This is a genomic window from Bacillus andreraoultii, from assembly GCF_001244735.1.
GTDB classification, from domain to species: domain Bacteria; phylum Bacillota; class Bacilli; order Bacillales; family Caldibacillaceae; genus Caldifermentibacillus; species Caldifermentibacillus andreraoultii.
In genome coordinates, this window is record NZ_LN868937.1 from 1,974,555 (window position 1) to 1,994,715 (window position 20,161).

At 35.1% G+C, this 20,161-nt stretch carries 21 protein-coding genes and 1 riboswitch; of the genes, 8 read left to right on the top strand and 13 right to left on the bottom strand.

Going from position 1 to position 20,161, the window contains the following annotated elements; genetic code table 11:
- Positions 1–3: 3 nt before the first annotated feature.
- Both BN2144_RS14575 and BN2144_RS14580 read right to left on the bottom strand, forming a co-directional pair.
- Entirely contained in the window at positions 4–660 is a 657-nt protein-coding gene (locus BN2144_RS14575) for a GTP pyrophosphokinase (RefSeq protein ID WP_280526438.1), read from the bottom strand.
- A 257-nt stretch (positions 661–917) separates the two neighbouring features.
- Complete coding sequence (locus BN2144_RS14580; RefSeq protein ID WP_033828956.1) at positions 918–1,169, bottom strand: hypothetical protein; 252 nt, start codon at positions 1,167–1,169, stop codon at positions 918–920.
- 114 nt (positions 1,170–1,283) lie between these two features.
- Here BN2144_RS14580 and BN2144_RS19295 point away from each other — a divergent pair, with 114 nt between their 5' ends.
- The 3 genes from BN2144_RS19295 (at position 1,284) to BN2144_RS14590 (ending at position 3,404) form a co-directional block, all read left to right on the top strand.
- Positions 1,284–1,430, top strand: coding sequence for a small acid-soluble spore protein P (locus BN2144_RS19295; RefSeq protein ID WP_075047845.1), 147 nt, complete (start codon positions 1,284–1,286; stop codon positions 1,428–1,430).
- A 138-nt stretch (positions 1,431–1,568) separates the two neighbouring features.
- Complete coding sequence (locus BN2144_RS14585) at positions 1,569–1,931, top strand: Hsp20/alpha crystallin family protein (protein WP_042337990.1); 363 nt, start codon at positions 1,569–1,571, stop codon at positions 1,929–1,931.
- Positions 1,932–2,030: 99 nt separating this feature from the next.
- Complete coding sequence (locus BN2144_RS14590; protein WP_033828957.1) at positions 2,031–3,404, top strand: dipeptidase; 1,374 nt, start codon at positions 2,031–2,033, stop codon at positions 3,402–3,404.
- Between the two features lie 54 nt (positions 3,405–3,458).
- On the opposite strand, the gene BN2144_RS14595 is transcribed toward BN2144_RS14590, so the two are convergent.
- The gene (locus tag BN2144_RS14595; protein ID WP_033828958.1) at positions 3,459–4,148 is read right to left on the bottom strand and encodes an alpha/beta hydrolase family protein; all 690 of its coding nucleotides are present in this window, start codon (positions 4,146–4,148) and stop codon (positions 3,459–3,461) included.
- A 319-nt stretch (positions 4,149–4,467) separates the two neighbouring features.
- Here BN2144_RS14595 and BN2144_RS14600 point away from each other — a divergent pair, with 319 nt between their 5' ends.
- Positions 4,468–4,983 (top strand): hypothetical protein, encoded by a 516-nt coding sequence (locus tag BN2144_RS14600; RefSeq protein ID WP_033828959.1) that lies wholly within the window; start codon positions 4,468–4,470, stop codon positions 4,981–4,983.
- Positions 4,984–5,026: 43 nt separating this feature from the next.
- Positions 5,027–6,193, top strand: a complete 1,167-nt coding sequence (locus BN2144_RS14605; protein ID WP_139017898.1) for a hypothetical protein — start codon at positions 5,027–5,029, stop codon at positions 6,191–6,193.
- Between the two features lie 48 nt (positions 6,194–6,241).
- Here the strand turns inward: BN2144_RS14605 and thiT are convergent, their stop codons facing one another.
- The 4 genes from thiT to BN2144_RS14625 form a co-directional block, all read right to left on the bottom strand.
- Positions 6,242–6,829: an energy-coupled thiamine transporter ThiT gene (thiT, locus tag BN2144_RS14610; protein WP_033828961.1), complete on the bottom strand. Its 588-nt coding sequence runs from the start codon at positions 6,827–6,829 to the stop codon at positions 6,242–6,244.
- Positions 6,830–6,901: 72 nt separating this feature from the next.
- Positions 6,902–7,026, bottom strand: a riboswitch (TPP riboswitch).
- 142 nt (positions 7,027–7,168) lie between these two features.
- Positions 7,169–8,554: a S1C family serine protease gene (locus BN2144_RS14615; protein WP_230199753.1), complete on the bottom strand. Its 1,386-nt coding sequence runs from the start codon at positions 8,552–8,554 to the stop codon at positions 7,169–7,171.
- Between the two features lie 229 nt (positions 8,555–8,783).
- Positions 8,784–9,317 (bottom strand): YceI family protein, encoded by a 534-nt coding sequence (locus tag BN2144_RS14620; RefSeq protein WP_033828962.1) that lies wholly within the window; start codon positions 9,315–9,317, stop codon positions 8,784–8,786.
- A gap of 129 nt (positions 9,318–9,446) precedes the next feature.
- Positions 9,447–9,899 (bottom strand): NUDIX hydrolase, encoded by a 453-nt coding sequence (locus BN2144_RS14625; RefSeq protein ID WP_033828963.1) that lies wholly within the window; start codon positions 9,897–9,899, stop codon positions 9,447–9,449.
- Positions 9,900–10,539: 640 nt separating this feature from the next.
- Between BN2144_RS14625 and BN2144_RS14630 the strand changes: the two genes are divergently transcribed.
- A complete protein-coding gene (locus BN2144_RS14630; protein ID WP_033826380.1) occupies positions 10,540–11,760 on the top strand; it encodes an IS110 family RNA-guided transposase in 1,221 nt (406 codons plus the stop codon).
- 258 nt (positions 11,761–12,018) lie between these two features.
- The gene (locus BN2144_RS14635) at positions 12,019–12,441 is read left to right on the top strand and encodes a bis(5'-nucleosyl)-tetraphosphatase (protein ID WP_033828964.1); all 423 of its coding nucleotides are present in this window, start codon (positions 12,019–12,021) and stop codon (positions 12,439–12,441) included.
- Between the two features lie 187 nt (positions 12,442–12,628).
- Here BN2144_RS14635 and BN2144_RS14640 read toward each other — a convergent pair whose 3' ends face one another.
- The 4 genes from BN2144_RS14640 to BN2144_RS14655 all read right to left on the bottom strand — a co-directional run bounded on the left by BN2144_RS14640 (position 12,629) and on the right by BN2144_RS14655 (position 17,575).
- Positions 12,629–13,786, bottom strand: coding sequence for a saccharopine dehydrogenase family protein (locus tag BN2144_RS14640; protein WP_033828965.1), 1,158 nt, complete (start codon positions 13,784–13,786; stop codon positions 12,629–12,631).
- Between the two features lie 64 nt (positions 13,787–13,850).
- Entirely contained in the window at positions 13,851–15,347 is a 1,497-nt protein-coding gene (locus BN2144_RS14645; protein ID WP_407638041.1) for an aldehyde dehydrogenase family protein, read from the bottom strand.
- Positions 15,348–15,583: 236 nt separating this feature from the next.
- The gene (locus tag BN2144_RS14650) at positions 15,584–16,780 is read right to left on the bottom strand and encodes an acyl-CoA dehydrogenase family protein (RefSeq protein ID WP_033828966.1); all 1,197 of its coding nucleotides are present in this window, start codon (positions 16,778–16,780) and stop codon (positions 15,584–15,586) included.
- Between the two features lie 549 nt (positions 16,781–17,329).
- On the bottom strand, positions 17,330–17,575 hold the full coding sequence (locus tag BN2144_RS14655) for a YkuS family protein (RefSeq protein WP_033828967.1): 246 nt from the start codon (positions 17,573–17,575) through the stop codon (positions 17,330–17,332).
- 127 nt (positions 17,576–17,702) lie between these two features.
- Here BN2144_RS14655 and BN2144_RS14660 point away from each other — a divergent pair, with 127 nt between their 5' ends.
- Positions 17,703–18,569, top strand: coding sequence for an SDR family oxidoreductase (locus BN2144_RS14660; protein WP_033828968.1), 867 nt, complete (start codon positions 17,703–17,705; stop codon positions 18,567–18,569).
- Between the two features lie 47 nt (positions 18,570–18,616).
- On the opposite strand, the gene BN2144_RS14665 is transcribed toward BN2144_RS14660, so the two are convergent.
- Together BN2144_RS14665 and BN2144_RS14670 are read right to left on the bottom strand one after the other, a co-directional pair.
- Positions 18,617–19,627: an NADP-dependent oxidoreductase gene (locus BN2144_RS14665; protein ID WP_033828969.1), complete on the bottom strand. Its 1,011-nt coding sequence runs from the start codon at positions 19,625–19,627 to the stop codon at positions 18,617–18,619.
- 125 nt (positions 19,628–19,752) lie between these two features.
- Positions 19,753–20,160 (bottom strand): acyl-CoA thioesterase, encoded by a 408-nt coding sequence (locus BN2144_RS14670; RefSeq protein WP_033828970.1) that lies wholly within the window; start codon positions 20,158–20,160, stop codon positions 19,753–19,755.
- Position 20,161 lies beyond the last annotated feature (1 nt).

Here is a 20,161-nt window from a genome sequence, read left to right on the forward strand (position 1 = left end):
TTTTTATTCCAACGCTTTATATATTTCCATTTCATCTTTTAATCGTTCCATTTTTATATCTAACCGATTAGCAACATCAGCTGCTTCTTTTAATTGATCTAATAAATGTTTCGGTACATCCTTTTCAAATTTATAATAAATCTTATGCTCCAAGCTTGCCCAAAAATCCATTGCAATTGTTCGGATTTGTATTTCCACTTTAACATTTACTGTTTTTGTTGTAAGAAATACAGGAACCGTAACTAGTAAATGTAAACTTTTATAGCCGTTCGGTTTCGGATTTTTTATATAGTCTTTTATTTTTAGTACAGTGATATCATCTTGGTTACTAATAACGTCAACTAGTCGATAAATATCAGAAATGAATGAACATGTAATTCGTACACCTGCAATATCATGGATATGTTCGATTACATTTTCAATCGTTAAATCAAGACCTTTTCGTCTCAGTTTCTTCGCAATGCTTTTTGGCGTTTTAATTCGTGACTTCATATGTTCAATTGGATTATGATTGTGTATAAACTGATAATCTTCACTAATAATTTTCAGTTTTGTATTAATTTCATCAAGAGCAAATTTATACATTAATAAATTATTTTTCCATTCATTTAACATGGTTTCATATTGGATGATTTCTTCATTCATATTTTCAATTTCCATTGTAGTCAAAACTCCTATTATTTATTTAAACACCTTAAATTTTAGCACTGTAATCCCATTCAAACAAGATAAAGAAAACGCATCGTTTAAACCTTTGAGAGATGAAATTCTAAAATTCACTAATAAAAACTCTTTTTTAAATAAGGTAATGCTGCCGATGTTGTTCGTATGCACTTATCTGTTGAAAAGTAGTACATAAAAAATACGATCAGATAAGAAAAAAGACTACCCTTTTTCGAAGAGGTAGTCCCAAACGATTATTCAAAATGCTGTTTCATCCTGTCGATATCTTCTTGAAAGGATTGTAGCTGTTTGCGCTGTGTCTCACTTGCAACTTCATGTGCATTCTCAATTTGCTGTTCAGCCTCATTAATTTCTTGTTTTAACCGTTTTAAATGATGACCAAAATCGGATGACGCTGAATCCATACTTTCGAACACATCTCTGGCCTGTTCGACACCTTGTTCTGCAGCTTGAAATGCTTGTTGTTTATTTTTATGATATGGCATAGAGTTCACCCCTTAATTATCGTGTTCATTAGGAAAAAATTTATTCGATAATCTTTTCACCTTGTGAACATCCTATAAACAAGGTCCCCTAAAAATAAATTTGGAGGTATGATGATGAACAAAAATGATGGCACAGATATTCGAAAAAATTCCCAAAAAGGACAGAACCAAGGATCACAACCAGAGCCTTTAAGCGGTTCAAAAAAAGTAAAAAACCGAAACCATTCCCGCCGAAATAACAATCCAGGTCACGGAATGTAAGAACAAGCTATTTAGTACAGTGGTCTTCTCCCATTTTTAAGCAATTCTATAAAAATAAAGCATATTATATAGCAACATTTCAGATAAAATGAGTAAAATGGTTGTAAAGTAAAACCACCTCAATATGGGGGGACCTGTATGAATCATCAAAATGGGAGAGACCCGTTTGATTCAAAAGCTGTGGAAAAATGGTTTGATGAATTTTTTCTCAACCCACTTACTTCCTATCTAGATGAAACTGTTTTTCGAATTGATTTATATGATTCAGAAAGTGCTTTTATTGTTGAAGCTATTCTTCCTAACTGTAAAAAAGAAAACATAGATATAATTGTTAACGATAGTGATTTGACGATAAAAGTAAGACAAGACGATCAACCAACTCAATTAAAAAGTAGAACGGTTACATTTCCGATACCAATTAACCAGATGAAAATGACCGCTCACTTTAATCAGGATCTTCTGGAAATTAAGTTGTATAAAAATACAAAACCGAACGAATAACAACGTCAAGGATATTCCTTGGCTTTTTTCATAACTAGAAAAGTTTTCCTATTTGCAGTAAAATTGTAAAATACAAAATTGATTTATGGAGGAATTTATATGACAGTATCATTCCAACAATTTTTACAAGCTCATCGACAAGAACATTTAGACCAACTAAAAGAGTTTTTAAAGATCCCTAGCATCAGTGCACTTTCGGAAAATAAAAATGATATCGTGAATGCAGCTGAGTGGCTACGTAAAGAATTGTCGAGTATTGGCCTTGAACATGTAGAAGTAATGGACACAAAAGGACATCCTGTTGTTTATGGTGATTGGCTCCATGCAAAAGGAAAACCAACAGTACTCATATACGGTCATTATGACGTTCAACCGGTTGACCCACTTAATTTATGGGAAACTCCTCCATTCGAACCAGATGTCCGAGATGAAAAGATTTATGCTCGTGGTGCAAGCGATGATAAAGGACAAGTATTTATGCATATTAAGGCTCTCGAAGCAATCTTTCAAACGGAAGGAAAACTTCCATTAAATGTAAAAGTGATCTTTGAAGGGGAAGAGGAAATTGGCAGTCCTCACTTACCATTATTTCTAGAAGAACATAAGGAAATGCTTCAAGCTGATGTCCTCGTAATTTCTGATACCGATATGCTTGATAAAGGTAAACCATCCATTTGCTACGGTTTACGTGGCTTGACCGGTTTACAAATCGATATTAAAGGTGCTAATACGGATCTTCATTCTGGTAGTTTTGGAGGTGGCGTACAAAATCCAGCCCATGCTCTTGTTGAAATTTTAGCTTCTTTCCACGATAAAGAAGGACGTATTCTTGTTGAAGGATTTTATGATAAAGTTGCGGAAATATCTGAAGAAGAAAAGAAAGCTATCCATGAAGTTGCCTCGGATGAAGAAAAAATTCGTCAAGAACTTGAAGTACCAGAATTATTTGGTGAACCGGGTTATAATTTTTACGAACGTACGTCTTATCGGCCAACATTAGAAATTAATGGGATATACAGTGGGTTCCAAGGTGAAGGAATAAAAACTGTTTTGCCAAATGAAGCAACAGCGAAAATCACTTGCCGTCTCGTACCTGACCAAAACCCAACAGAAATTTATGATTTACTTGTTAAACATATTGAAAAAAATAAGCCAAAAGGTGTTACGGTGAAAATAACACCTTTTGATCAAGGATCACCTTTTATTACACCGTTTGACCATCCTGCTATTCAATCAGCAGGTCGTGCTTGCAAGAAAGTATATGGGACAAAAGTTGCTTACACGAGAAGCGGTGGGTCCATTCCAATTGTTGCAGATTTCAATCAAACATTAAATATTCCTGTTGTTTTACTTGGTTTTGCTTTAGCAAGTGAAAATTTCCATGCACCGAACGAACATTTTCACTTAGAAAACTTTTATAAAGGGATGGAAGCTCTTTGCAACTACTGGTATGATCTTGCTCAATCATTATAAGAAAAAATTATTTGAAACACCATTGTAAAAGGCCCCTAAATAAATAGGAGCCTTTTACAACAATCCTTCTTGACCTATATGATTCACATAACTATTTAATAAATCAAGCAAATAACTTGTTTCCTCTTTTTTAAAGGAGAGAAAACTTGTTTCTTGAATTTCCTCTCCTTCTTCATTTTCTGTTAAAACACTTCTGTATAATAGACCATCACTAGTATCTATATTCACCCCTAATTTTAAATGAATTGAATAATGATGTTCTCCCCAATTTTGTTCAATTTCTATATGTTTATCATTTGTAATCCATTCAATATTCTCATCACTTACTTCGATATCGCTATAGGGCAACTCGTTCGAATAATCTTCATCAAAATAATCGTCTTCTTCATTCCAATCATAAGCATGATCATTTTCCAACTCTTCATCAAATTCACTTAAAAACTCTACAAACGCATCATAAACAAATGTCGTAATTTCTTCCAACTCTGAAAAAAGAACCTTCGAATGAAGTTCATACTCATCATTATAGTAATAAGAGTATAATTCTTGATTTACAGGATCAAATTGAATGACACAAAATTCATAAATTATTTCATCATCTTCCATATAGAAAGAAAAACTCGGATGTAACTCAGTCGAATTTGTTTTTAATTGAATTTCATGCGCATTAAACTTCGCACTTAGTTCTGGCAAATTATTTCGTATTGCATTTTCCATTCTCGTAAACCATTCAAAGCTACTCATACACATTCCTCCTCATCAATATACCATTTCTATCAATTCCCTATTTTCTCATATTTATGTAGTCTTTTTTTTATGTTGTTGACAGTAACATATAGAACTCTTGTATGATACTTTTTTCTTTAAATTACGGGAGCATTGGCTTATAGAGCCTTACTCTGAACCTGTGTTATTTGAAGATAGCCAAATATAGGAGTTTTGGCTGAGATAAGAATTGATGAAGTTAGGTATTTCTCCCCTTTTACTATTTTATAATGTTCATTACACTTATATGTGGAGTTTTCTTAATATTTCATCAGTTGTTTTGAATGGAGGTGTTAAAGTGAGATTTACTACCGAGGTTCTATGGACAAATTATCACTATATATTTATTTTTCTTTCAATCATTGCCTTCCTCTCTCTAATTATTGGTCGTTACAACATATCTACTATTATAAAATCCACGATTATATCCTCAATTTTTTTCTACGGAATGATTACGGTTGTTTTACTTTTCATTATCCAAGAAGATTTATACCGGGAAGAAGTGATGTTTGATGCATTAGAGGAAAATTATCAAAAAAGAGCTGAACAAACTTTTCTTCCTCCTAATCAAATGAAACTAGTCGCGGCTAGTTCAATTTTTGATAAAGAGAGCATAGAAATATGGGCTGCCAACTATAGCAAAAGCAATCCATTCCATGGAGATTTACAATTTATTTTTTATAAAGGAAAGGAAAAGAAAAAAATTGATGTATACGAAAACATTAATTTAAAACCATCGGAAAAGAAAAAAGTAGCTAATTTTACCGCTGATGAGGAATATGATTATTATGAGTATTATTTTATTCCTGAATAAAACGTCGAAAAACTTAATACCTTTCAATGAAGGAGGCGATAATGTGTATGAATATGAATCAAAGCTTGAAATAAATCAACCAAAAATGTCGCCGTTTTATTGGATTTTAACGATGGAAGTTTATACAATATTATTTATCATTTCAATTGGAATCGTCATTGGGCCACTCTATTTCGCTATGAAGCATCATCTGCTATGGTATGGGGTTAGTTTAATAGGTGCAATCATCGCTATTTTCTTAATAAAATTTTTATACCGAAGTACAAAAAAACTCATTTGGCTTAATACACACCTTAGTAATTATCAGCTTTCATCTAGTGGGATCAAATTCAAAAGATATGAAGAATTATATAAGCATCCTATTGAAGGTAAAATCCCCCTAGCTTCTATTGAAAAAATATATTTTGGATTTTATCTATTCGAAAATTACCATGCCTATGCAGAATCGAAAATAAACGAAGCTGTCCCTATGTATGCCAATCTTCCAGGATTATTATACCAATATCAAGATTCAAATCAAAGTAAATTGTTTTTTGTTCCATTTAACCATATGTTGAGCATCGATGGATGGCTGAAATTCCTTCGTTCTCATCATTCTTTAATAGAATTAAAATTTATTGATTTGGACTTATCTATGATTTCCAGTGTGGAAGAACTCGAGAGGAATCAAGACTCGATTTATAACATGGAATATAATAGAGACATTTGGGGAGCGTTTGATGAAGTAATAACACGTATTGAAGATACAATAGAAGAAAATGATGAAATTGATTCTACAATTACGGAAGAACTCGTTGAAGAAGCGAAAGAAAATCCAAAAGGTTATTCATTAAAGCGGTCTACATTCATTACAGTCATATTACTAATTTTATCGATGTATGTATATCGCTTTTTAATAGATCATGGATGGCAAAATGAGCGGAATGCATGGATACCGTTAATTGTCTCATCTCTCATAGGGTTTATTTACTTTTTCTTAATGGCAAAACCTCGGTGGTACTATAGTATTTTATTTTATGTTCTCTTTTTTTCTTTTAATCTCGTACTCGGTATTTTTTGGGAAGAAGATGGGAAAGTTTCTTCCATATTTACAGATACATTAGCTGCAGTTCTTATCATTTTAGTTCCATTCACTTTCATCCCGTTCTTCATATCAAAAATGATTCAAAAGCGAAGAAAAAAGAAAGTAGAACGAGAAAAACTGATATAATATTGGTAACTAAAAGGGACTATTCAACTATGAACAGTCCCTTTTCCATTAACTAATATTAATCCAATTGTTTCGATTGGCCGTAAGAACTCGTGATGATGCAGTCAGGACAAATACAAGAACTAGTGAGCAGAATAGGAATGACCCAAGCCAAGCTGATCCATTAACAACGAGTGAATAAAGCCAAGCTGGTTGTCCTTTAGGTGCATAACTTCCCCAAAATACAATACCTGCAATATAATGCCAAATATATCTTGCAAAACTTCCAACAAACATTGCCAGTATGACAAACCCTAGTCCAGCATAGCGTTGTCCTTCATTAAATTTCTTTTGAATAATATTCATAAAAAGACCTGAAAACCCAACACATGCAAAGGCGACAAAATATTCAATGAGAAATTGTAACCAATGAAGGAAGTAAGCATCTCCTGTGACAACTTGTAAAAGTCCCCAAAGAAGTCCTGAGAGAACGCCGTAATGAAATCCCCAGCGAAATGAAAGTAGGAAAATGGGTACCATAGCAAATGATATGGATATCCATGGTCCCAACTGAATCGATGGCAACAAATCGAGTATTAAAGCAAGTGCTGCCATGATTGATGTCTCAATCATTGGTTGAATTTGTTTTGAACGCATAAAAAAACCTCCTATGATATTATCAATCTAACGTTCCATAGGAAGCTGAGAAAGAAAGCCATACAGACAAAAGCTTTCCCTCATCCACAATCCCTACGCTAGTATTAACTAGACAGGTTCAAAGGGTCTGAATGAGCCTATCCGGAATACCGAATAGAATCGATTCACTCTCAGCAAAAGCTCCCCCTGTGGAAACGTTGATTTAATTGTAAGTACATTATAGTATAAAAATTAGAAAATTGAAAGCAATGAACACATTATTTATCATAAACTTCAATTTATTAATTATTTATAAGCTATATTCCTACATTCATCAATGAATATTCATCATGATGACAATTAATTTTCAGTTGTTTCAACAGAAGCTGTTTGTTTTTTTCCATCGCGATAGTATTCGATTTTCACCGTGTCGCCTGGTTTTACTTTACCATATAAATATTTTCGTAAATCAGTAATATTTTGTATTTCATTTCCATCAATACCGACAATTACATCGTTCGTTTTGAGGCCTGCTTTACTAGCTGGTGACCCTTGTTCGATATTTGCAATTATAATCCCGTTTTCTAAATTACCATACATGCTTTGACGGTATACTTGCATGATTGTGGACATATCTACCATTTGGATTCCAAGATAAGCTCGTTTCACTTGACCATTTTTTATTAATTCTTCCGCAATAGGAATCACATCATTGCTCGGGATAGCAAACCCTAATCCTTCTACACCTTCTTGTGATATTTTTAAACTATTAATCCCAATTACCTCGCCACTACTGTTAATTAAAGCCCCTCCACTATTTCCAGGATTGATCGCAGCATCGGTTTGAATTGCGGTAATTTCCCACTGTCCGGCGGATGTATTTACAGAAATAGACCGTTCTGTTGCACTAATAATCCCTTGGGTTACTGTTCTCGAAAATTCCAGACCGAGTGGGTTACCAATCGCAATTACTTCGTCACCAGTTCGTAATTTACTAGAATCGCCAAAGCTAGCTACTTCATTTACATATTTTTTATCGATTTTTAGTACGGCTAAATCTGTTAGAGCATCTGCTCCGACAACATCTGCTGTTACTTTGTCCCCATTATAGAGTGATACTTGAATTTCATTTGCTCCTTCAATGACATGATTATTGGTAATAATATATCCGTACTTACGATCTTTTTTGAAAATAACACCAGAGCCAGATCCCGTTTCAATATTTTGTGATTGTAAGTTAAATTGACTTTTCATTTGTTGTAAATTGACAACACCTACGATTGTTGGTGATATTTCCTCAACAATGTCGGAAATGGTTGCTTGATCTGTTTTCGTAAAAGTACTTGTATATACCGCATCCTGTGACGCAGGTTGAACGGCCTTTGTTTCATTCGTTATAGTATCTTCATCATTTCCATTTACCGGAAATCCAAAATATGATACAAGTGCAACTGTAAGAGCTGAACTGATGACGCCAACAGATACATTTGATAATAATGTTTTTGACATCGACTTTGCTTTTTTCTGTTTCTTATTTTCTTCATCCATATTTTCAGAAAGTAGAACCGTTTCTACTTTCTTATTTTCGTTAACACTGTCATTTGGCGAGGCTTTTGATGAAAATGTGTCTGTTGTCACATCCTCCTCTATATGATGGATTTCCTCGTTCTCATGATTCATTTTCTCATCGTTACTAGATCGATTGGTTTCATTTGTTTCGTCTTTTTTATTAGTGAAGTCTTCCATATAACATCAACCTCTCCTCTTTCTTTCTACAATTATTTTAGACAAAATTTATGAATAAATTATGAAAAGATCTGAAAAAAATCGTGAATAAAGTAGGAATTTCATATAAAACGAAACGGATTTTCTTGTAAATGTTAAAATTAAATAATGCTATATAAAAAGCCTCGAATATACAGAATCTATCTGTGCACTCGAGGCAAGTATTTCATTCAGTTCGCTTTTAGTATCATTATGCCTTCGTAGCTTCTAGGTCAAGTGTAATACTTATATCTTCTCCTACAAGTACACCACCAGTTTCTAAAGCAGCGTTCCAAGTTAACCCATAATTTGTTCGATTAATTTTACCATTTACTGAAAAACCAACAGTTTCCGCTTGAGTCATCGGATTTTTAGATAACCCAACCATTTCTACTTTAAATGTTTCTTGTCTTGTTACATCACGAATGGTTACATCACCAGTAACATTATATTCATTTTCCCCTATTTTCTCAATGTTTTTTGAACGAAAAGTCATTTTTGGATAAGCATCAACATTGAAGAAGTCGACCGATTTTAAATGTGTATCACGATCTTCATTATGTGTGTCAATACTATCCAAATCTACAGTAAACTCGATTTCTGCTGTTGTTAAATCGGTTGGGTCAGCTGTAATTGAAGCGTCAAATTTATGAAATGTACCTCTTACTTTTGAGATCATCATATGTTTAACTGAAAAATCAACTCTACTATGTGCACTGTCTAATACCCACTTTTCTTTTGTCATCCTTATAACCTCCAATTTTCATCATAACAACTCTCTTACTTATCTATAAGTATAGTGACAAAAGAAATTATAGTCAATTAATATATCTCGACTTAGTAATATATGGATGATAAGAATGTGTTCAATACACTATCGCTTATCTAAATATTCATTTAAAATAACTTTATGGCTGGCAACAATTTGATCTGGCAACTGATCCGGATGAAAGAATTGCATGGACACCGATTCTGTCGGATCGACCTTTAACTCTCCGTGGAAATCAGTTGTAAAGTAGGCAATTGTTACCATATAAAACTCATCGCCATTTTGTGCAGTAACAAAGTACTCCGAACCAGAATAAACGTTAATAAAATTTAACTGATCATTAATAAGATTCGTTTCTTCAAATACTTCTCTCTTTGCCGTTTCTTCTGTTGATTCACCAAGTTCCATAAGTCCACCAGGAATTCCCCAATATCCTTTTGGGTATTTTCTTTCTTGAAGAAGTATTTCTCCCTTTTTATTAACAAGTATAACGACAGAACCGACTAAAATAATCGGCCTCTTCCCAATAATTTTCCGTAAATCTTCAATGTATCCCACAACAATAAACCCCAATCTTTACGTTTTACCCGTATTATAATCTTTATTGTGAGTGATTCATAGAAAAATCGGTTATTAAGGCGTCTAATAATAAAAACACCAAGTTGGACTACTAATTATTTTTATGATCAAAACGACAATGTAATATTTGTAACAGACGACTCAAGGAATATGTTACCTAAATATACATGGAATTCTCAAGGCATCTATTGACTATGATTCAAAATTGAAATCCATGTTATTATCATATTTATGGTTAGGATTTAATGGATAAGATGGGTTATCTTTATTTCTTTTTTTCATTATGCTTCTATTTTTATCCATGATAGAAGGTCATTTCATGGAATAAGAAGACGAAAGAAACTGTCAAAATGTTTAAATTGGAAAAGTCTTAAAAACATACTAACATTAGTAGCACAGACCAAGGCCATGGTTTGTGCTACTATTTTCATAGTAGAAGTGAAGGAAGGTCGAACAGCCTCTAGGACCAATAAAGAGTCCGTATCAAAAACAGACCAACTTCACAACCTTATTTGAATCAGTTTAGTATGTTGGGTCCTTGAGATCGTGTATAAGAAAATGGAATCGATAAGGTAATGTGAAGACTTCTATGGTTGACTAAAAAGGAGAAAATAGAATCATGAAACATGTTGTAGCCTTAGATGTGAGTATGGGAAAAAGTACAATGGTCATTTACAATCAGTATCGTCAATGTGAAGTAGAAAAAGAGATTGAACATAATCGTCCCTCTTTTGAACAACTTCATAAAACGCTTCAAACACTAACTTATCAAGATGGACAACCACCTGAAATTGTCTTTGAAGCAACCGGTGTATATTCCAAAGCATTGGAACGATTTTTTCAAGATTATGATTATACATATTGCCGTATTAACCCACTTGAAGCGAACTTACAAATGGCTTCGATGCGCCGCCAAAAAACAGATAAAGGCGATGCACATGAGCTAGCGAAATCGCACTTTCGAGTAGAACGTGAACAGACGTATCAAGAAGATGAATACTACCAACAGATGCGTGGGCTCACACGTTACTATGATGAGTTAGACAGTGAGATTACGCACTTATATAGCCGTTTACACGCTATCCTTCAATTGAGTTTTCCAGAATTGGAACAGCTATTTACGAAACGTTCTGCGCTGTTTTTGAATATCGTACAATTGTATCCACATCCTGATGAAGTGTTAGCCCATTCAAAAACGGTCATTCGCAATCGATTAAAGGCAAACACACGAAAAAATTTGTCTTTAAAACGAGCAGAAGAGAAAGGAATCGCCCTCCTTGAAGCCGCGAAAACTTCCTATCCAGCCATCTCAAGAGATGATGTACGTTGCGAACAAGTCAAAGATTACGCAAGACGCATCGTAGACTTAAAAGAGAGGAAAGAACAGCTTGTAAAGCAGATGGTTGAGCTTTCTAATGAGCGCACAGAATATCATGTACTTCTATCATTTCCAGGAATAGGGGAAACAACAGCTGTTCGAATCATTGGTGAGTTGGGTGATATCAGGCGTTTTAAAAATCATAAGCAGTTAAATGCCTATGTGGGGATTGATATTATGCGTTATCAGTCAGGTAATACCCATTATAAGGACAAGATTAATAAAAGGGGAAACAATAAACTACGAAAAATTTTATTCTTTATGATTAAAACGATGATTACACTACGCCAAAAAACAAAGAATCATCTGGTGGAGTATTACGACAAATTAAAAACGCAACCTCTGAGAAAGCCTCATAAAGTTGCGTCAATTGCTTGTGTGAATAAGTTCTTAAAAGTAGCATTTCACCTTATTGCACACAACATTACCTATGATTACGAAGCAGCATCCACCTGTTCGTAAATGGTTTAATTAACTATAACATACTTGACCTTGCGAAAAAAACAAAAAATCGTTAGGTCTTTTTGGCATTCGCTAAATTTATGATTGGAGGAAGGGGGTACCCCCTTCCTCCAATCATAAATTTAATTCTTAAAAAGTATTGTAAAAGTACTTGACTAGAGGTAAGAAAGAGGCTGTCCTGAAAACTTAATCCATATACCTTACTATTACGTTTTTTCTTTTGCTATAATTGAATCAAATGAGAGAGGAATGAGAACCATGAAAAAAGAAAAATCTTGTGGAGCGATAGTGTTTACGGAAAAAGAACCACATAAAGTATTGTTAGTTAACCATGAAAACGGTGGGCATTGGGCATTTCCAAAAGGACATGTCGAACAAAATGAAACGGAAACAGAAACCGCTCTTCGCGAAATCTATGAGGAAACTGGATTAACTGTCCAATTAGATACGAATTTTCGAGAAACGATTACATATTCACCAGCGAATGGAATTACGAAAGATGTTGTTTATTTCATTGGCTTTGCTCAAACAAAAACAGTTAAGAAACAAATAGAAGAAGTTCGTGATCTCGCTTGGGTTGAGTTAGAAAAAGCGATAGAAATCGTTACTTTTGAAAATGATAAAGCGATTTTGAAAGCGGCGATTAATTACATAACGAAAAGAGATCATCGAGGTTTTTAAATAAAGAAAACTCAGGGACGCTAGAGCTTGAGGAAACCAAAGAGACTAGAGTTCGCCAAAAAGAAAGAGAGTTTTTCGGCTTTGATTCAATTCTGATGAAGCCTTCCTTGTGCACTTATACTTTCTTAATCGCTAAAAATTTAATGGGGCAACAAATAGAAATTGTAGCCCCGTTTGTCATCTTGATTCAATTGTATTGTTGAATGGACTCCGTTATAACTACCCCGCGTTTTTTCATTTCATTTATATAGATTTCCCCCGGTACAATTTGTTCTGGTGGAAAAACTCCTTTTTTAGCAATTGTTCCATTTGCAATGAATTGCGCAACGACAGAGATCGTCTTTGCGGTCGCTCTTGCCATTGCGGTAATATTTTTCTCTCTATCTTTAAACGTAACCATTTCATAAGTGTACCTTACATCCGTACCATCCTTTTCACCTGCAACAATAACTCGCAATAATGTGACATCATCCTTTTCCCCCAATTCGACGATGGGATCAAGAACTTTTAACAACACTTTTCGTGGATTAATTGTTTTTCCATCTAGTTCTACTTCATAGTCTCTTTTTGTTAACTTTAAATCAACCAAAAGCTTAAATTTCTCGGCATGACCTGGATAACGAATTGTTTTATATTCTAATGTTTCAAGATGTGGATACGATATAGACAGTGTAGATGTTCCGCCAGATGTATGGAAAGCTTCTAAGGGACCGAACTTTTCAAAATAGATGGGTTCAATTTCTGATAATGACGGTATTTCCATTACTTTTCCATTTCGAATAATGAATGATGGGTCTGTATAGTGATCGAGCACACCTTCCATTGAAAAAACATGATTATATTCTAATGGTGGTTCTGGTTTTACAGGAATTCCACCGACATATAATTTTATCTCCTTTACTTTATCAAGTTTACTAACTCCAAAACCTGATAATATATTAATCATTCCTGGTGCAACTCCTAAGTCAGGAATAATTGTCACCGCTGCTTTTATTGCTTCTCTCTTTAATGCAAGAACTCGATCTGTAATATGACCGATATGTCCACCTAAATCAACAGAATTCACACCTACGCGAATCGCTGTTTTTGCTACTTGTTCGTTAAATAAGTAAAAAAGGGCGTTAATCACACAATCAAATTGACCCATAAAATTTTCTAATTGTTTATCATCACTGGCATTTACTTGATAAGGTGTAATTTTCGGAGATTGGATTTGGTCGCACACCGTTTTCGCACGACCAAAGTCAATGTCAGCCAAGCCTACGAATTCTACAGCTTCACTTTCAACTAAATCACGCGCTGCTTCTTTCCCCATTAATCCAGAACCTAATACCCCAATTCTCACTGAAGTCACTCCTCTCTACGTTGTGAAAAAGGTTGATTATCTTCCTATCCCGATAAAATAGGTCTCATTCTACATCAAGTTGAGCTCGTTGCAATTTGCCACTATAATCCACGTAAACAGCTCTCCATTCAGTAAATACATCGAGTGCTTGAATTCCAGAATCACGATGGCCATTCCCTGTTCCTTTTGTCCCACCAAATGGTAAATGAATCTCTGCACCGGTCGTGCCAGCATTTACATAAACAATACCGGTATCTAAATCACGAGTGGCACGAAAAACTTGGTTTACATCATGTGTAAATATCGAGCTAGATAAACCGTACGTAACACTATTATTCACTTCAATCGCTTCGGTAAAATTTTTCACTGAAATAATTGAAACGACGGGACCAAATATTTCCTCCTGAGCAATTCGCATATTTGCAGTAACATTTGTAAAGAGCGTTGGTGCAAAAAAATGACCGTTTTTATACTGTTCACCAGTTAATTCATAGCCACCGGTTAATAATTTTGCCCCTTCTTCTTTCCCTATTTCTATAAAAGATTTAATTTTTTCGATACTTGCTTTGTTAATGATTGGACCAACTCGAATAGTCTCATCTAATCCATTACCAATGCTTAATGTCGCTATTTTTTCAAGTAAACGTTCTTCTAATTTTTCTTTTACATTTTCGTGGACAATCACACGACTACAAGCTGTGCAACGTTGCCCACTCGTTCCAAATGCACTCCAAATAATCCCGTCTGCAGCAAGCTCGAGATCCGCGTCATCCATTACAATGACTGCATTTTTCCCACCCATTTCTAGTGAAACTTTTTTCAATTGTTTCCCACATTCACCGGCAATCATCCGTCCCGTTTCATTAGAACCGGTAAATGAAATAACTCGGATATCGGGATGATGAACGAATCGCTGTCCAACAACCGCTCCAGAGCCATGAACAACATTGAAAACACCGGGTGGCAAACCAGCTTCTTCAAAGATTTTCGCTAATTCATAAGCCATCATTGGTGTTTCTGTCGCAGGTTTCCAAACAACGGCGTTACCAGCAACAATCGCGGGAAAAGCCTTCCATGTTGCAATGGCAATTGGAAAATTCCATGGCGTGATGATGCCAACAACGCCAACAGGCACACGCATACTCATTGCAAATTTATCTTTTAATTCAGCAGGTGTCGTTTGTCCAAACAATCTTCTTCCTTCTCCTGCCATATAAAAGGCCATATCAATTCCTTCTTGAACTTCTCCTCTTGCTTCCTCTAAAATTTTTCCATTTTCCATTGTTAAAAGCCTTGCTAACGTTTCCTTTCGTTCTTTTAATAATGTTCCAACATCATATATGATTTCTGCCCGTTTTGGTGCAGGGACAAGTGCCCAATCTTTCTGTGCTCTTTTTGCACTCGAAACCGCATAATCTACCGTTTCTTCACTAGAAAGCGGAACGTTAACAATTTTTTTACCAGTTGCTGGGTTGATAACAGGAATAAATTGTTTCCCTTCAATCCATTTCCCGTCAATATAATTTTTTAATTGATGAATATTTAAAAAGTAATCTGCCAATGGTATACCTCCTATCATGTTGTAAAAAATGACCTACTAATTAATTTTGCTAAATAAAAAAGTGGCAATTGTGGTGTGATAAAGAGAGTGAATTATTAATCAATAGTGAATTGTATATTACTGAAGTTTAAGTGGTGTAAAAACAATATCAGATAGAAAAGAGGAATATAAAAGTTTAGGGTGGCTATCTGTCATAAATGTCTATAAACCACCCTTAATAGGAAAACATCAACTTATCATTTTTCCAATCCTTCCCAAGGTGGGAGTGTTTTACTTAACGGTTTATCCTTTCGATACCCTAATACATATTCAGCTTGCATTACAGTATGAATTTCTCTTGTTCCTTCATAAATTACTGGTGCTTTAGAATTACGTAAGAACCGCTCCACCGGATATTCATCTGAATACCCATACGCACCGTGTATTTGCACTGCATCATCAGCAGCTTTATTCGCAAAACCACATGCTTGCCATTTTGCAAGTGAAGTTTCTCTCGTGTTTCTTTTCCCTTGGTTTTTTAATTCACCAGCGCGGTAAACTAATAGACGACTCATTTCCAGTCCTGCTTCCATATTGGCAATCATTTGCTGGACAAGTTGGTGTTTGCCAATTGGTTTTCCAAATGTTTCCCGTTCATGACAATATTTCACACTTGCCTCAAGACAAGCCATTATTTGCCCAACTGCCCCTGCCGCAACAGTAAAACGTCCATTGTCTAATGCAGACATCGCAATTTTAAAACCTTCTCCTTCTTGACCAAGTAAATTTTCTTTCGGTATTTTTACATGATCAAAAAACAATTCACCCGTATTACCAGAGCGGATTCCTAGTTTTCCTTTTATTGCTTTTGATGAAAATCCTTCCCACGTTCGTTCAACAATGAAACAAGAAATTCCATGATGTTTTTTTGACTTATCTGTATAAGCAAAAACGAGGAAATGATCAGCAATATCGCAAAGGGAGATCCACGTTTTTTGACCATTTAAAATATAATAGTCACCTTGTTTTACGGCCGTCGTTCCCATAGATGCAACATCAGAGCCAGCTCCTGGTTCCGTCAATCCGTAAGCACCAATTTTCTCTCCGTTTGCTTGTGGCACTAAATATTTTTCCTTTTGTTCTTCGGTCCCCCATTGCAATAAAGTTAAACTATTCAATCCTGTATGAACAGAAACAGCAGTTCGAAATGCAGTATCACCTCTTTCCAATTCCTCACATACGATAGCAAGGGAATTATAGTCCATTCCAATGCCACCATACTTTTTAGGAATACAAACCCCCATTAAACCTAAATCACGTAATCTTGTAAAAAGACTACGGGGGAATTCACCTAGTCGATCCCAATCCCGCATATATGGGATAATCTCTTTATCTACAAAATTGCGAACGGTATTTCTTAATAAAATTTGTTCCTCAGAAAATTCAAAGTCCACATTCTTCCCCCCCTAAAAATAAGGTACTTCATTTATGTTAGCTAATAGGAGAGTATAAATTTTCCAATTTCTACTCTCCTATATACATAAGCGCACAAGGAAGGCGTACGCAGCTGCATTAAAGCCGAAAAACTCTCATTCTCATCAAGTGAACTCTATTCTCTTTGGTTGCCTAAAGCTGTAGCGTCCCTGAGTTTTTTTATGTAGATCCCAAGAGTGGATAAAATTCCATATAAAGCAAAGTAAAAATTTCTTTCTTTACAACTTATGTTAGGATTGAAATGAAAATTCTAAATAAAAAGACCAGTTCATATATGACAGGTAAATATGTTGCCGTCATGATGAACTGGTAAGATCCACACAAAGTGCAGACCGAAAATGATGGAGGAAACACAAGTAATAAACATTGAATGTTTTAACATGTGTTATTGAGTTCTATTTTAAATCAACTCGTCTATTTTGTAAACGCTTTCCATAATAATTTTGTAAAAAATTAATATTATAAAAATTTATTTTATAGAAAAAGGGGCTACTTTCACCCCTCTACATTTAACTTAATTTGCTTTCAACTTGCTGACAAATTTCTTCAGCTGTTAATCCGCTTGCTTCGATAACAGGTCCTTGTGTTACCGTGTCATGAACACCCATCATATTGGAATCTAACCCTGTTACAATACAGCAATCTAAGCCTGATGCATCATTTTCACTTTTTAATTCAACAACATCATATCCTTTTTCCATTAAAGCATCTCTTACATCTGTTAATGAAGCTTCGACACCAACTTTTTTTGACATTTATTCCACCTCCTCATTGATAAGTTTGCCTAACTTAACAAACTTATACATTTTTCTTACTGTAAATGAAGAAACTAACATAGGAAACTGAAGCTTTCAAATTTCAATTATATGAGGGGGAAACAGTATGGAAAATCAAAGCAAAAAACAGTTATTTCCACCGCAAGAACAAAACTCTACACCTGGTATTCAAAAATTAATGAATCCGGAACCAAAATCGATAGTTGAAAACGATAAGGCTTGTGGAAAATTGGATGGAAAAATAGCGATTATTACTGGTGGAGACTCTGGAATTGGTCGCGCTGTTGCCATTCATTTTGCGAAAGAAGGAGCAAATGTCGTCATCTCCTACTTAAATGAGCATGAAGATGCAAATGAGACAAAGAAACAAATAACAGAGCTTGGTGGCAAATGTCTACTAATATCTGGGGATATCGGGGATCAATCTCATTGTGAAGAAATTGTAAAACAAACAATAAAGACATTTGGGTCTTTACATATTCTTGTGAACAATGCTGCAGAACAACATCCGCAAAATAATTTTCTCGACATATCAGAAGAACAACTGGAACGAACTTTTCGTACAAATATATTTTCGTATTTCTACATGACGAAAGCTTCACTACCTCATTTAGATAAAGGAGGCACAGTTATCAATACGACAAGTGTGACGGCCTATAAAGGAAATCCAATATTAATTGATTACTCGGCAACAAAAGGTGCGATAGTATCATTTACGAGGTCTCTTTCTGCTTCTTTAGTAAAACAAGGGGTTCGAGTGAATGCGGTTGCTCCTGGCCCGATTTGGACACCACTCATTCCTTCAACTTTTACAAGTGATCAAGTCGCAACATTTGGTTCCACAACTCCAATGAAAAGGGCTGGAGAACCTTATGAACTTGCTCCTGCTTACGTATACTTAGCAAGTGATGACTCTTCTTATATGACTGGTCAAGTTCTACATATTAATGGTGGAGAAATCGTGAATGGATAAAGTGAAATAGTCCGATAGAGGGCATATCTATCGGACTTAAAATCTGTTCACTCATCGGAAACTTTCACTAATTGCTTACCAATATTTTCTCCGTGGAATAGACCAATAAATGCATCTGGTGCATTTTCTAGTCCATGGGCAATGGTTTCTCGATATTTTATTTTTCCTTCTTTTACCCATTTCCCTAAATCACGATATCCTTCATTAAAACGTTTGTAGTAATTTGAAACAATAAACCCTTGCATTAATATACTACGCGTAACGAGCGTACTTTGGATTCTTGGACCATATTCAATTTTTTCATTATTATACTGCGATATATCCCCACATAAAGCAATTCGCGAATGAAAATTCATCCGGCGTAACACAAGATCAGATATTTCTCCGCCAACATTATCGAAATACACATCAATACCATTTGGGCATGATTCTTTTAACGCTTGTTTTATATCATCTGTTCTATAATTAATCACTGCATCAAAACCTAATTCCTCTTTCAAATAAGCTATTTTTTCTAATGAACCGGCAATACCGACTACGCGACATCCTTTTATCTTTGCAATTTGACCAACGACCGATCCAACAGCACCTGCTGCTCCTGAGACAACAACGGTTTCTCCTTCTTTTGGTTTGCCAATATCTAGTAAACCAAAGTAAGCGGTAAGGCCTGGCATACCAATGACTCCAAGAGCAGTCGAAATCGGTGCTAAATCTGGATCAACCTTACGAAGATGGCGACCATTTGATACAGAATAATCAGACCAATTCAACTGACCTTCGACTATATCACCAATTTGGAAGTTTTCATTTTTTGACTCAACGATTTTCCCGATAACACCACCACTTAACACTTTATTAACTTCAAACGGATCAATATACGTTTTTATCCCCGTCATTCTCCCGCGCATATACGGGTCTACTGAAAGATAAATCGTACGGACTAACACTTCCCCTTGGCCTATTTCTGGAATTGAACGATTCACAAACTTAAAATTTTCTCTCGTTGGCATTCCAACCGGTCTACTTGCTAAAACGATTTGACGATTTACATTTTCCATCACTATACCCCTATTCTTCTTTTTTTGGATAATGAGAAAGGCTTCTGCAGCTGTACCTCCGCAAGTCGAATTAGTTTTTTCGGCGATTTACTGCTCTCGTTCCGCCTAATGGCTTTTAGTTTTCTTTATTGCGTTATTAAAAAATGTTCCAAATTTGCACGCACTTCATTAGGAATTGGAATCGTGCGTTGTTCTACGTAATCAAAACTTACTAGAGTCGCTGTGGCACGTGCAATGACCTCACCCGTATCACGAACGGTAATAACATGATTTACTGTAAAACTTTTATTACCAATATGAATAACCTCAGTTGCTACTTTTAATATTTGACCAGCATAGGCTTGTGCAACATAATCGCACTTTGTTGAAGCTAAAATCAAATTTACTCGAGCAATCGACTCTTCATTTCGATACCCGAGTTCATTAAAAAATTTTGTTCGTGCTTCTTCTAAGTATAAAAAATAACTTGTATTGTTTACATGTCCAGCAGCATCCGTTTCACTAAAGCGGACATAAACTTCATTTTCATGCATA